Here is a 13,725-nt window from a genome sequence, read left to right as displayed (position 1 = left end):
GTGGATCGATGCGCTTTAAACGCCTGCGGCTGAAGTGGTGGAAGTGGCGGTTGAACCGCCGAGAGACGTCAACTGCTTGTTCACGTCGATCAGTTGTTCCAGGCTGTTCACGCCAACAAGCTGCTGGAGATACTGGCTCGGATCGGTGGGCTCAGTTGGATCCTGGTTCTTCATCTGAGTAACCAGCAACGTCAGAAAGTCGCTGGAGGTGATCGTCGTTGCATCGTCGGCACTACTGTTACTGGATGCGGAAGACGCATAGGCCGAGACACGTGCCGTCTGCTGTGTCATGAAATTCGTTGTCGTCAAGGAGTTCATCGTCGGAGACCTTTCGTGCTAGATGTGAATGCTGAGAGTGCTACCTGCACGGACCGCGTTCATTGCATTTGGAGTTGCTGTGACAGGAATTCGCCGGACGTCGTCATCCCCGTTTGAAGCTGCCGCCTTCGACTGCGTTCCAGATTCGGGATTCCCTCGCTGCTGAGCACTGGATTGATCAAAGACAAACGAACCGTTTGCGCTTTCAGAGGTCGCCATGACTGCAGTAGAACCATAAGGTTGCGGGATGTTTGATCCTGCCGCGGTAAAACTTAAGCTCTGCAGCGCGACATCGTGATGCTGAAGGAACAGGTGTAACTGTGGAGCGGTCGACGCAATGTTGTCTGCGGCTGAGATTGAGGCATGCAATACGCCGCCACGTAGCTCGGCACGCACACCGACGTTTCCCAGCACAGGATCGTCAACCGCGATCTCGAGATGCCGAACTGCTGAAGCGGTCACCAACGTTGGACTGGATTCGATGACACGCGGGGATACCTCCATAAAATCGTCCCGGAGCGGAGTCATGTTGCCATGGGCGTACTGGAATGACATTTGGATCGATGGCTGGAAGCTCACAGCAGAGGTAGGAACTTCTTTTATGGAGAGGCGAGATCCGTGAAGGACCTTAGTTACCGCTTCGCTCACATCAGAACCGGGTGACTCAATCTCACCATCCGCAGCGGTAGGCCTTTCCAACCCAGGGTGAAGGGCCAACGAATTGGCGCGAACACGCTCCGAAGGAAGTGGCTTGGAATCTGACTTCATCGCTTTGGCTGTCGACAGCGAGGTAATATCTGCGGTCGTGGAGTTCTCGACGATCGTTTGCTCGTTGAGTGCTGCCGGCTTCCCTGCTGAATCGGTATCCGCTATGACGAAGGTGAGTGCTACTTGCGGATTGCTCTGTAAAGAAGTTCCAGCTTCCGGGCCGGTCTGGACAGCGTCGGAAGTCTCATCTACAGCCTGCGCCCGAAGCCCCGCTCTCCCCTTTGTTGCCGCGTGACTCTTCCCAACGGCTCCTTTTGGTTCCGTCTCCGAGGAAGAGTCTGCGACCGAAGTATCCTCCATTGGATGATCCGTCGCCGCAATGATGTCGTCGATTGCTGTCACCACGGGACTTTCAGGGTCGCCCGTCACAGCGAGTGAATCGGAAGGCGCCGTGTTTAAAGTCCCGACGAGGGCTTCCACTTCACAGGTGGATTGCCTACCGTCTGTCATTTCAAGCGGTGCAAGATCAAGTGTGGAACCATCAGTCGCTGGGAGCGACCTAAGACCTTGCGGCGTCCCGTGGGACTGCTTTGCGCCGGCAACAGTGACTTGCTCGCCACTCACCTTGCGCGCATGCTGAAGTGCATCGGAGAAATGAAGGGGCTGTGTTGCGCTCTTCTTGGCCTCAGGTGTGGTATTCGATCGCTCCGGTAGTCTTGCCGGGGCTTGTACCGAAGCGATCGTGGTAGCGGGTGCATTCACGCGATGAGTCAATGCAATTGATTCACCGTGACCGCCGGTGTTTTGTTAGGGGAATCTTCCGTTCTGATGCTTTGTTGATGAGCTTTCGCTAACAAGACGAGCCGTCTCATCCAGCTCATTCTGTTCTGCCCGTACGTCGTGCGACCGTGCACTCTTAGCGATAAGCTCCAGGCTTCTCTCCATCTGCTTGCGCGCGACTTTCGCGTCCGCCTCCTGTGCAGCAGCCAACTCCACCTCTGCTGCTGCAGCGGAACGTCTCGTATCCCTCGCGCGGGCAACGATCTTTGAGGCCTCGATGTCCGCGCAGATGATAAGCCATTCCTGCTGATTTCCCTGAGCGGAGCATTGTTCAAGGCTCTCGCGTGCCTGCTGTGACCACTGTGAACATTGCTGCAGGGCCAATTCGGTCTCATGCAACACGGCTCGGGCTGCACGCAATCGAACCGTCGTGGACTCGTGCTGACTGGTACGAAGCTTCAACAAACGTTCAACCCGTCTCTGACGCTCGGTCATCGCAGCACCGTCAGATCGTTTAACGCCTGGACCGAGCTATTGAGGTCATGCCTCTCGTGCGTGGCTTGGGTGAGCAGCTTTAGGATGAGCGGACGCAGAGCGATTGCCTGATCCAGTTCGAGATCGGACCCGGCTTTGTATGCGCCGACTCGCAGCAGATCTTCGCCACGCGCATAGGCGCTCAGCATGCGACGGACTGCCCTTGCCTGCAGCTGATGGCTCTCACTGGCTACCGCCGGCATCAAGCGGCTCAGCGACCGAAGGATATCGATCGGCGGGTATCTTCCCTCACCGGCAATCTCGCGTGACAGGATGATGTGTCCGTCAAGAATTGATCGTGCGCCATCAACGATTGGATCCTGCTCGTCATCACCTTCCATTAAGACGGTGTAGAAAGCTGTGATGCTGCCATTCGAGAAGTTTCCTGCGCGCTCCAGCAATCGAGCCATCTTTGCAAAAACCGAGGGAGGGTATCCCTTGGTGGAGGGCGGCTCTCCCGCAGCAAGACCAATTTCGCGCGCTGCCATGGCATAGCGCGTTAAGGAATCCAGGATAAGAAGGACGTGCTTCCCGCGAGCCGCAAAGTACTCAGCCGTAGTGGTTGCAGCGAGTGCGCAACGCATGCGCATCAGCGGCGATTCATCGGAGGTAGACACATGGACGACAGACCGAGAACGGCCCTCTTCTCCGAGTGAATCCTCCAGGAACTCGCCCACCTCTCGGCCGCGTTCGCCGACTAGGCCAACGACCGTCAGGTCAGCTGCGGTGTTCCTTGTCATCATGCCGATGAGGGTGCTCTTACCCACGCCGGATCCACCGAAGATACCAATGCGCTGCCCGCGCGCGACCGTCATCATGGCGTCGATGGCGCGGACACCAACGCTGATGGGCTGCAGCATGCGTGTGCGTTCCAGCGGCATGGGAGCGTTCCGGTCAAGCGGAAGCAATGTCTCTCCCAGCACCGCCCCGTATCCGTCGATGGGATGGCCGTTGGCATCCAGCACGCGACCAAGCATCGCCATCCCGACGCTTAGCGAGGCGGGTGTCCCGGAGCCAAAGACCCGGTCACCGAAACGAATACCGGCACCAGAGGAGAGCGGCATGGCCAGGACATTGTGTGCTCGGAACCCGATAACCTCCGCCATGTGGCGCGTGCCGTCCTTGCCATGAATCTCGCAGCAGTCGCCTATAGAACACGGCGGCCCTAGCGACTGCACATAGCTGCCGTTCGCCTCCACGACCTCGCCATACAAGCGCGCGAATGGCGAGGTCTTCAGATGACTAAAGTAGCTCTCAAGCGCCATCTACGCCGCCATCGAAGGCCGGCGATCCAGCAGTTCGAAGAAACCGCGTTCGATCTCCTGCAACTGGGCCCGCATCCCCAGCTGTATGGTGCCGCTACGCGTCTTCAAAACGGCCTCGCCCCGCGGCAGTTCGGCATCGGCTTCAATGAGCATGTGCTTCGAAGCGAAAGCCTGATGCCATCGATCGGCTTCGGCAGGCGGGACGCGAAGGACCGTCTCGCTGGAATCTGCAACCTGATCGAGTGCAACGCGCGCAGCACCCTCCAGCAGCATTGGATCCATCTCCGCCTCACGGTTCAGGACGCGCTCTGCAATGGCAAGAGAAAGCTTCACGACTTCGCTCTCGACCTCTGAGAAGTAACGCTGTTTTTCCTGCTCGAACTGCTGCACAAAACGGTTGACGCTTTCGCGCTCCTGCAGAAGCCGTTGCTCCAGATCCTGCTCTGCTGCGGCCAACGCTTCGCGGCGGCCCTGCTCATGTGCCGCGCGCAAGCTAGCCTCAAAGTCGAGAAAGGGCTCAGGGTTCGCTTCGGCCTGGTCCGGAAGCAGTACGCCTATGTCGAAGGACTCCTCGATACTACGAAAGAACAGTGGCTCGGCGTTCACGATCTTCCTGGCGGACCTCTCGTTAGCTTGCGAAGTCACCATCAGCCTCCATCTTCAAGATCATCTTGCCCTCCGTCTCCAACCTGCGGGCCAGCGACAGAAGATCCTGCTGTGCCTGGGCTACATCCCGTCCGCGCACGGGACCCAAGGTCTCCATGTCTTCCTGCAGCATCTCCACCGCGCGCGAACTCATTGCGGCGAACAGGTGCATCCTGAGAGTGTCATCGGCAGATTTCAGTGCCAACGCGAGTACTCTTTTTTCGGCGGCACTCACGAGTTCTCGAATGCTGGAAGCCGGCACGTTCAACAGGTCCTCAAAGGTAAACATCAGGTTCCGGATTCCAATGGCCAGTGTCGGCTCCTGCTGCTCTATGCTCTCCAGAATGCTGCGACTCGCATTGCCCTCCATACGGTTCAGCAGCTCGGCAACAGCTTTAAATCCTGCATACGACTGCCGACCATTCGAACCCAGCGCATGGATGCGTTTGTACAGGATCATAGCCACGCGTTGGGCCATCTCAGGTGAGAACTGCCTCATCTCCGCGAGCCTTCGAACCGCTTCCACACGCAGGTCTTCCGGCAACGCCATCAGGACGGCTGACCCGCGCTTCGGATTCAGGTGCGCCAGGACGAGTGCGACTGTCTGCGGATGTTCACCTTCTAGGAACTTGCTAACCTGTGCCGGATCCATCTTCTGCAGCGCTGCCAGATCGCCCACCTGCCGATCGCCGATCCTGCTGATATCGCGTAACAGTTCGTCGGCACGCTGCCGCCCAAACGTCTCCAGCAGCAGACGCTGTGCGTAATCAGGCCCTCCGCGCAGGATGTACTGCTGGGTCTCCTGGAGGCTGTAGAACTCAAGAAGTACCTGCGTCTGTTCCTCGGGAGAGATGTCCCCGACACGCGACAACTCTTCCGTCAGGCGCTGGACCTCCCCCTCTCCCAGGCCCCGCAGCAGAACCTTCGAAGCCTGCTCTCCGAGCGTCATGATGAGGATCGCGGCTTTTCGCAAGGGTGCGATGGTCAGGGCCGGGACGGCTGGCATGGGTGGGACGGTTGCGGCCAATGTAGTCGATGCGGTCGCCATCAGTCGGCCTCCTCAGCCGCGCCGATCCAACTGCCGATCAGGCGCCTGCTGCTCTCCGGCTCGGCATGGATGCCCTCCGTCACTCGGTCGAAGACGTGCTGTGTGCTCATCCGTGCACCGGTAGCGTCCCCAATTGCAAGTTCCGCTGGCTGCCCCGTGGGCGAAGTTGAGGCCGCAGTGAGGAGTGGCTTCGCCGGCGTACCCAGAAGTTGTTGCGTCTGCTTCGTCAGCGGGCGGAGAACGAATAGGCCCAGGATGAGGATGCCGATGCCGGTTGCGACGGCGCGCGGTAAGGTGGGTTGCGCGCGCAGCATGTCTGTTACCCCGTCGAAGGCGCGTGTCAAACCTCCAGCAGGCGCTACGTCGTTGTTACCGGAGAAGGCGACGTTCTCCAGCACTACCTGGTCGCCACGCTTGTCATCGAAGCCGACGGCGGCCTGCGCCAATTGCTGTAGCTGCTTCATCTCCTCCGGCGTTCGATGCTGCCAGGCCGTATGCATCCGTTTGCCGCTCATCTGTTGTATCTCCCGATCGTTGACGACGATGGCGGCTGTAACGCGGCGAACGCGGCCAGGCGCCTCTTCCGTGTGCGTAACATGACGCGTCACAGCGTAGCTATTGCTCTCCTCATGCGTTGTCTGTGTCTGGCCATTCTGCGTCGCGGCGGGCGTCGGTGTGGCTGCAGGTGCAGTGTTTGGCGCAGCATTGTTCACGGTGGCTTGTGCGCCCGGCGGGTTGCTGCTGGCACCCGCAACACCCGAAGGTCGCGATGCGGCCGACGTCTGGTCAGTTCGTTGTGTGCTGACGGGAGTGGCACTCTGCGGATCGTAGACCTCGTCCGTGTGCTCCTCGCTCCCCCGCAGGTACGCGATCGAAACAGTCGCATGCACGTTCCCTGCACCAGCAAGTGGTTTCAGGACCTGGATCAACTTGGCGTGAAGCAGATGCTCCTGCTCCAGATCGTTGCCGCTTGCGCTCGTCGGACTCAAATCCGTTCGCCCGTCTGCATCGACGAGTGTGACCCCATCCGAGTGGAGACCTTCGACCGACCCCGCGATGAGGTTGCGAATGGCGTCACTCTGTTCGCGAGGCAGATTCGAGCGGCGAAGCTTCAAGACGGCCGACGCCTTTGCCGGCTGGTCTTCGGACGAGAACGCTCCCTGCTTCGGCAGAACAATATGCACGCGGGCCGAACGAACTGCTTCGAGCGATCCGATGGTATGTTCCAACTCGCCCTCCAGCGCACGCTGGAAGTTGACCTTCTCGTCAAACTCGCTGCCCACCCAGTTGGGCTTGTCGAATAACTCGAATCCAAGACGACCACTTTGCGGCAGGCCACCTGTCGAAATGGCGACGCGTGCCTTGTCCAGTTGCTCTGCCGGCACCTGCACGGCCGTTCCATCCGGAGTCGTCTGGTAAGGGATGCCGGCAACGGTCAATTGTTGCTGCATCGCGACGGCATCGCGCCCATCCATGCCACTGAACAGTGTTCGCCAATCCGTGCGCGTCCCCCACCATATCGAAAGCGCCGACAGCGCAAGCAGCGCAGCTCCACACATCAACAGCAGTCGACGCTGTGCCGCTGGCATAGCAGCCCAGCGCTCCCGCAGATTCGAGAGGATCGCTCTTACACTTCCTCCGCTGCTAGTGCTTTCCGCCATTGTCGCCATGCGTGTCTGAATCTCTCGTCTTACTGTTTAGAACTGCATCTGCATCATCTGCTGATATGCGGAGACGGCTTTGTTTCGAACCTGCAGCGCCAGCTCGAACGTCAGGTCGGCCTGCTGTGTTGCAATCATCGCTTCATGCACTTCTACGCCCTGGCCGCTAAGCAGTCCGGTCACAGCCTGTTGCGCCTTGGTGTCCGCGGCCTTGATCTGATGCTGCGCAGCCTGAAGCAAACCACCGAAGATTCCTTCCTGATCCGGCGAGCTTGCAACAGTCGTGTCACCGGCCGATGGTGTGCGGCTTTGCAGCAGCGCTTCGCGTAGGGCGGTTGCGTTCTGGATTGGCAGCATCATGTCACTCCCTTCGCGCGATTTACTTCAGCAGATCCAGCGAGGCCGCGAGCATTCCCTTTTCCGCCTGCACAGCGCTCGCATTCAAACCGTAGGAACGGCTCGCTCCCATCAGGTCAACCATCTCCGTTACAGGGCTGATGTCTGGATACGAGACGTAACCGTCGCCGTCCGCATCGGGATGCGACGGATCGTAACGGCGCAGCGCGGGAGCGGTGCTGCTGATCACGCTGGCTACCTCCACGCCGCCTGCCGGAGCCACGGAATCTCCGATGACGCCAAAGCTCTTCATAGCGCCCGCAAAACTGGTGCCGGCGGCCGTCTGGAGAATGACACTCTGCCTCTGATAGGGAATGCCTCCTTCGGTTCGCGTGGTCTCGGCGTTGGCCATATTTACTGCGACCACCTCAGCACGGACCCGTTGCGCGCGCAGGGCCGAACTGCTGATCTCCATGACTCCAAATAGATTCATCGCGTGATCCTTTTTGTCACTTCATGTCCGACTTGATGGCGTCCATCATCTGGCTGTACTGGTGCCGCAGTAATTCAATGCCGGTTCGGAACTGTAATTGCGTGGCCGCCATCGTCATCGACTCGCGATCGACCGAGACATTGTTGCCGTCCGGTCGCGACGTCAGGCCGGGCACCGTAGCGACAGTCGCCTCCGCAGGTTTGTCTGTGTTGTGGCTCTCAAGCGCCTTTGAAAACTCCGCTTCGAAATCGATGCCGACCGTCTTGTAGCCAGGCGTGTCGATGTTGGCGATGTTGGCAGCGGTCAGCTTCATCTGCTGCGTACTCAATGAGAGATAACGCTCGATGGCAGCAGCGGTCGGCATCTCCAGCATCGCGTTCTCCTCCCTCAAGTCTCGTATCGCCCTGCCGATAACCATGCACGCATGCAACCAGACGCGAATGGCCGCTCCTGAGAGCGGCCAAAGCTTGCAGCTTTTAAGGGAGGTGATTCTTAGCCAGGGCTAAGCCACGATGTGCTTTGTGGATCGCGCATGCGCAGGTGTTCAGGCAGCACGGCGTCTTCGCCACAGAGAATGACACCGCGCTGCAGAACATGACCCAGCTCACGCACGTTGCCGGGCCAGTGATAGGCCATTAAAGCTCCGAGTGCCTCCGGTGTCATCGACCTTCTTGGCGCAGCCTCACCGAGCCTGCGCAGGAAGTGTTCCGCCAGCATGGGAATATCCTCCGCTCTCTCGCGCAGTGCAGGTACATCAACCGGAAAGACAGCAAGGCGATGGTAGAGATCGAGGCGGAAGAGCTTATTCGCGGTGTTCTGCTCAAGCGGTTGATGCGTGGCGGCGACGATCCTTACGTCGACGCGCACCGCATCATTTTCGCCTACCTTCTGGATCTCGCCATTCTCCAGGAACCGCAGCATCTTTGCCTGCAGCGGGAGCGGCATCTCTCCGATCTCATCCAGAAAGAGCGTGCCGCCATGCGCCGCCTCGATGCGCCCGATGCGAGAGGCGACCGCGCCAGTGAACGCTCCGCGCGTGTGACCGAACAGCTCAGCTTCCAGCAGATGCTCTGGGATGGCCGCGCAATTTAATACAACGAAAGGCTTTCCAGCACGTGCGCTCAATCGGTGCACCGCCTTGGCCACGAGTTCTTTTCCTGTGCCTGTCTCACCTTTGATAAGAACGCTCACGTTATGCGGCGCGATCAGTCGAATCACCCTTGCCAGCTCGCGCATTTGCTGCGCGTCACCCACGATCTCGGGAAGGTTCATCCGCACCTCCACCGGTCCGCTTAGGGGTCTGGTGCCGTTACGATGTTCTTGCACCACATCGTTCTGAGGTATGAGAAACGGCAAACCGAAGGCTGCCGAGTCCGCCACCTTGGGAACCGGCTCCAGCGGCGGAATGGCGATAGGCGCTTGCAGCCATGTGGGCCCGTCGAACTTCAACGGCAGTGCGGACGGCACACTGGTCGCCTCTCCCGCGTCGTGCACTTCGCGGATCGCATGCAGCAATTCGTTCCGGCGGGCGCTCCGGACACAGCCCGCTGACGCACTTCCATCCATCTGGAGCAAATCTGTTTCGGGACACATGGCGGAGGCATAATCCTTGAACTCCGCTGCATCCAGATCCGGCAGCCAGTGATCGACGATCATCGCTTCCGGGGCCGAATTGCTTAAATATGCCATCGCCTCAGCACCGCCGGCCGCGGTGAAAACGTTCCAGCGCATGCTGCACAGTCGATCCGTCAGGCGCTGGCGCAGATCTGCATCGGGCGTCACCAGCACGACACTTCGTTGCTGCGTCGTGAGAGCTACAGGCGCTGTACTCATGCGTTTTCTATGCTTTCCGCGGCCATGGCTGCCGCTGCGTGACGAACCGCGTTCAGTGCTGAGACGGCCCTGCGACATTCTTCCGCAGCGGTATCAAGCGATTGTCTCCAAGCCTCAGGGGTTAGCTGGAGCCGCCCCAACTCGATGACAAACGTCAATGCTGTCAGTGGCTGGGACAGATGATGAATCGCATCTTCCAGTGCATCTGCGCGCTCTTCGATGCGCATTATGCGGCGCCTGCAAAGGACGCAGGGCCAGCGGAGCGAACAGAAGTAGGTGGGCGCTTCCCACCATCGGTGCGGGTACCCAAGCCGTATCCTTCACCGCGCACTGTCTCGATCAGGTCTATCGATCCAGCCGCGCCCAGCTTCCGCCGCAGGTAGTTCACGTAGACATCCACGACGTTGGTACCGGCGTCAGGAGACATGTGCCAGACCTGCTCCAGCAACTCACGTCGCGAGACGGAGCGTCCCTTGTTCTGAAGCAGATACTCCAGCAGCGTAAACTCCTTTACGGTCAGATCCACGGATTCGAGACCGAAAGTTACGGAGCGCAGGATGCGATCCATACGGAGACTGCCGTGCTGCAGGACACCCGTGCCAACGCCAACACGACGCCGCGCAAGCGCCCTGCAGCGCGCCAGGAGTTCGTGCAGTGAAAACGGCTTGATCATATAGTCGTCCGCGCCCAGGTTCAGGCAGTCAAGCTTCATCGGAAGCTGTGTCCTTCCGGTCAACACCATGATGGACATGCTGGTGACCTTTCCATGCAGGGTTCTCAATACATCCACGCCGTCCATCCTTGGTAAACCAAGATCCAGTACGAGCAGATCCGGAGCATCTTCCTGAATCTGCTCTAGCGCTGTGGCGCCATCCGCGATGCACCGCACCGCATGGCCCTCCAGCTCAAGTCCTTTTTGCAAGAACATCGATAGAGCGAAGTCGTCTTCCGCAACGATGACTCTCATGTGCTTCTCCTGCCGCAACAGACCTGCTATGCGCACAAATCCCCCAATATCCGGGCCGTGCTGTCCAGTAAAGATGCCCCTAAAGTTGGGCAGCAACAACCGGACCCGAACCCCTTTCCGGGCGAACTGTTCCACTTTGGGAAGGTGGTAACGTTCCGTATCGATCTTGGTTCCTTGAGTTTTCTGCTTGCAGTTCGCTTTTTATTCGCTAGAATCATCCCCATGGCGATCACGCGTCGACAAAAGGAAGTCCTAGACTTTCTCTCGGGTTTCACGCAGCGGAAGGGCTACTCGCCCTCCTATGAAGAGATTGCTGCAGGTCTCGGTCTTAGCTCTCTGGCGACCGTGCACAAACACATTACCAATCTTCACAACAAAGGGATGCTGCAGCGCGCACATAACCGTTCGCGCTCCATCGATGTGCTCGCGCCGCGGAGCACTCGTAGGAACAACGAGCGCCTGCCGCTGATGGGACGCATTGCAGCCGGCAAGCCTGTCGAAGCCATCGAGAGTGCCGAGAGTATTTCTCTTTCGGAGATCATCGGCAATCGTGAGGTTTTTGCGCTGGAAGTGCGCGGGGACAGCATGCGGGATGAGCACATTGTCAACGGCGATTATGTCCTCGTAGAGCGAACGAACACTGCTCGCGAAGGTGAGATTATCGTCGCTCTGGTGGATGGTTCTGACGCGACACTCAAGCGCTACTACAAGGAGGGCAACCTGATCCGGCTGCAGCCTTCGAATAGCGAAATGGCCCCTATTTTTGCGCCCGCGGACCGTGTCGCAATTCAGGGCAAAGTTCTTGGTATGTTGCGAAAGTATGCCTGATTCGATCTTGGCCGGTGGCCTGAACTGCGATCTTCTGGTCTTTGATCTCGATGGAACGCTCATCGATTCTCAGCGGGATTTATCCAATTCCGTCAACGCCACACTGGCCCATCTTCAGCGGCCTGAGCTGCATGACACGCGCATCGCAGAGTTTATCGGCGATGGTGCGGCGATGCTGGTGCGTCGTTCTCTGGAGGCTACGGGGGGCGTCAGCGATGCGTTGATGGCGGTGGCGCTGCCTTATTTTCTGGACTATTACCGCGCTCATAACCTCGATTACACCTACGTTTACCATGGCGTAATTGCAGAATTGAATCGTCTCAGAGAGATTGCGCCGGATTTGCCCATGGCGATCCTGACGAACAAGCCTTTTCGGCCGTCGCGGGTGATCTGTGACGGTCTGGGGCTCTCGCCTTTCTTCTTTCAGAACTACGGCAGCGACAGCTTTCCGTTGAAGAAGCCGGACCCGTTTGGCATGCATGCTTTGATCGCGGAAGCGAGTGCGTTGCTGGGTAGACAGGTTACGGCGGCGCGCACGGTGCTGGTCGGCGATTCGCATGTGGATGTCGAGACTGCACGAAATGCCGGGGCGCTTTGCCTTGGCTGCAGTTACGGTCTTGCGCCGGAGCGCCTGCGCGAGGCGAAGCCCGATCACATCGTCGACACTCCGACGGAGTGGATCAGCGGCATCCGGCGGCTACTGCCCTAGCCTTCCGCCGGCGTTGCTTCCCTCTCCTGCCGGATCGCGGCTCCGCTCACCTCGGCGCCGGCATCTGGATGTAGGCGAAAGTAGGCCGGCATGCTGGCCGCGGCGAAGACGGCCATGACACAGAAGGCCACACGAAAATCAAACGCGCTGACGCCGCCGCGCATCGACGCACTGATATGCAGCGCCAACGCGGATACGGCCACTCCGAGGCTTGTCGTTAGTTGATTGATGGTCGTTGTCAGTGTTGTGCCGGTTGCCTTTAGATCCCTGGGCAGATCGGCGTAGCCGATCGTGGTGAGCGAGGTCAATTCCATGGACCGGGCAAGGCCGCCAAAGAACAACACAGCGAGCACCAGCAGTCGTGGACTGTCGGCACGCAGCCATCCGCATGCTGCCAGCAGCACCACGGTTAGGAAACCGTTCACGATGAGTACCTGGCGAAAGCCATAGCGCCGGAGCAGAGGCGCCGTAAGCGGCTTCATCGCGAGGTTCCCCGCGAAGACCGCCATCGTGAGCGAACCGGATTGAAGCGGGTTTAATCCAAAGGCTTCCTGAAAGAGCAGTGGCAGCAGGAAGGGTACGGAGTACACGGCCATGCGAAAGAATGCGCCGGCCCCGTTGTTCACGCGAAAGGTGTCGATCTTCCATACTTCGGGGCGGAAGAGCGGCTCACGCGCGACACGCATCCAGCGCACCGCTCCGAGAGACAGGACCGCCGCGAGGACCGCGATCACCGTCAGCTTCACAACGGGCAGTGGTGTCACCTGCATGGATTCGAGCAGATACATCAGACAGAAGGACGCACCACCGGCAAGGAGGAAACCGGGCACGTCGAACGATTCGCGCCGTGTTTCCAGGTCGGGCGGCACGACCTTCATGACGAAGAAGAACAAGACGATGCCGATCGGTACGTTCACCAGGAACATCCACGGCCAGCTTGCGAAGCTGAGGATCCAGCCGCCGACGGGCGGACCGAGTATGGGCGCCACCAGCGCCGGCCAGATGGTGTACGCGATTGCCTTCATCAACTGCGCCTGGGTCGATGCCCGCAGCACCATCAAGCGGCCGACCGGCACCATCATGGATCCACCGATGCCCTGCAGGACTCGTGACGCCGTGAACAGAGGCAGCGTGTGGCTCAGACCACACATTGCGGAAGCCACCGTGAAGATGAGGATGGCCGAAGCGAAGACGCGTCGCTCGCCGAATCGCGTTGCGACCCAACCGCTCACCGGGATGAAGATGGCGAGCGTCAGCAGGTAGGCTGTGATGCCGACGTTGACCGCGATGGCAGTTGTGCCGAAGTCGCGTGCCATGGTGGGCAGGCCCGTTGCGATGATGGTCGCGTCGAGATTCTCCATGAAGAGCGCACCCGCAGCCAGCAGCGCCACGGCCAGCGCGTGACCGCGCAGCGTCGACGGATCGGTTTGCTTCGCAGGGTTGGAGGAGTCGGGCTTCAAGCCACCAGTTTATCGATCCTCGGCCGCCACGCCTGCGCGATAACCGCAGCAGGTGTTTGAAGACGCATCGGCTGCCGGTGCCATCAGGTCAGAGAATGCGTCAAACGAGGTCGATGTACTTTCCATCGCCGTCCCCTGCG

Annotated in this window: 15 protein-coding genes; 2 read left to right on the top strand and 13 right to left on the bottom strand. The window is 59.4% G+C overall.

Going from position 1 to position 13,725, the window contains the following annotated elements; all coding sequences use genetic code 11:
• Positions 1-15 precede the first annotated feature (15 nt).
• The 12 genes from TERRO_RS09035 to TERRO_RS08975 all read right to left on the bottom strand — a co-directional run bounded on the left by TERRO_RS09035 (position 16) and on the right by TERRO_RS08975 (position 10,588).
• Positions 16-309, bottom strand: coding sequence for a flagellar hook assembly protein FlgD (locus TERRO_RS09035; RefSeq protein ID WP_081490714.1), 294 nt, complete (start codon positions 307-309; stop codon positions 16-18).
• A 27-nt stretch (positions 310-336) separates the two neighbouring features.
• Positions 337-1,788 (bottom strand): hypothetical protein, encoded by a 1,452-nt coding sequence (locus TERRO_RS09030; protein ID WP_157178301.1) that lies wholly within the window; start codon positions 1,786-1,788, stop codon positions 337-339.
• A 45-nt stretch (positions 1,789-1,833) separates the two neighbouring features.
• On the bottom strand, positions 1,834-2,301 hold the full coding sequence (locus TERRO_RS09025) for a hypothetical protein (RefSeq protein WP_014785692.1): 468 nt from the start codon (positions 2,299-2,301) through the stop codon (positions 1,834-1,836).
• Entirely contained in the window at positions 2,298-3,605 is a 1,308-nt protein-coding gene (locus TERRO_RS09020) for a FliI/YscN family ATPase (protein ID WP_014785691.1), read from the bottom strand. The genes TERRO_RS09025 and TERRO_RS09020 overlap by 4 nt, the downstream gene beginning before the upstream one ends.
• Positions 3,606-4,211: a FliH/SctL family protein gene (locus TERRO_RS09015; RefSeq protein WP_014785690.1), complete on the bottom strand. Its 606-nt coding sequence runs from the start codon at positions 4,209-4,211 to the stop codon at positions 3,606-3,608.
• Positions 4,212-4,233: 22 nt separating this feature from the next.
• Positions 4,234-5,298, bottom strand: coding sequence for a flagellar motor switch protein FliG (gene fliG / locus TERRO_RS09010; RefSeq protein WP_014785689.1), 1,065 nt, complete (start codon positions 5,296-5,298; stop codon positions 4,234-4,236).
• Positions 5,298-6,959 (bottom strand): flagellar basal-body MS-ring/collar protein FliF, encoded by a 1,662-nt coding sequence (fliF, locus tag TERRO_RS09005; protein WP_041593180.1) that lies wholly within the window; start codon positions 6,957-6,959, stop codon positions 5,298-5,300. Before fliF ends, fliG begins: the two co-directional genes overlap by 1 nt.
• 36 nt (positions 6,960-6,995) lie before the next feature.
• Complete coding sequence (gene fliE / locus TERRO_RS09000) at positions 6,996-7,319, bottom strand: flagellar hook-basal body complex protein FliE (RefSeq protein WP_245536263.1); 324 nt, start codon at positions 7,317-7,319, stop codon at positions 6,996-6,998.
• A 19-nt stretch (positions 7,320-7,338) separates the two neighbouring features.
• A complete protein-coding gene (flgC, locus tag TERRO_RS08995) occupies positions 7,339-7,788 on the bottom strand; it encodes a flagellar basal body rod protein FlgC (RefSeq protein WP_014785686.1) in 450 nt (149 codons plus the stop codon).
• Between the two features lie 16 nt (positions 7,789-7,804).
• On the bottom strand, positions 7,805-8,161 hold the full coding sequence (flgB, locus tag TERRO_RS08990; protein WP_014785685.1) for a flagellar basal body rod protein FlgB: 357 nt from the start codon (positions 8,159-8,161) through the stop codon (positions 7,805-7,807).
• 119 nt (positions 8,162-8,280) lie between these two features.
• A complete protein-coding gene (locus TERRO_RS08985) occupies positions 8,281-9,621 on the bottom strand; it encodes a sigma-54-dependent transcriptional regulator (protein WP_014785684.1) in 1,341 nt (446 codons plus the stop codon).
• A gap of 226 nt (positions 9,622-9,847) precedes the next feature.
• Positions 9,848-10,588 carry a response regulator transcription factor gene (locus tag TERRO_RS08975; protein ID WP_014785683.1) on the bottom strand — a complete coding sequence of 247 codons (741 nt, stop codon included), beginning with the start codon at positions 10,586-10,588 and terminating at the stop codon, positions 9,848-9,850.
• Here TERRO_RS08975 and lexA point away from each other — a divergent pair, their 5' ends adjacent.
• Both lexA and TERRO_RS08965 read left to right on the top strand, forming a co-directional pair.
• Complete coding sequence (gene lexA, locus TERRO_RS08970) at positions 10,589-11,416, top strand: transcriptional repressor LexA (RefSeq protein WP_245536262.1); 828 nt, start codon at positions 10,589-10,591, stop codon at positions 11,414-11,416.
• Positions 11,409-12,125, top strand: coding sequence for an HAD family hydrolase (locus TERRO_RS08965; RefSeq protein ID WP_014785681.1), 717 nt, complete (start codon positions 11,409-11,411; stop codon positions 12,123-12,125). Before lexA ends, TERRO_RS08965 begins: the two co-directional genes overlap by 8 nt.
• Here the strand turns inward: TERRO_RS08965 and TERRO_RS08960 are convergent.
• Complete coding sequence (locus TERRO_RS08960) at positions 12,122-13,585, bottom strand: MFS transporter (protein WP_014785680.1); 1,464 nt, start codon at positions 13,583-13,585, stop codon at positions 12,122-12,124. The genes TERRO_RS08965 and TERRO_RS08960 overlap by 4 nt on opposite strands.
• Positions 13,586-13,725: the final 140 nt, after the last annotated feature.

This window comes from Terriglobus roseus DSM 18391 (assembly GCF_000265425.1).
Taxonomy (GTDB): domain Bacteria; phylum Acidobacteriota; class Terriglobia; order Terriglobales; family Acidobacteriaceae; genus Terriglobus; species Terriglobus roseus.
This window is presented reverse-complemented; position numbering and strand designations above follow the sequence as displayed.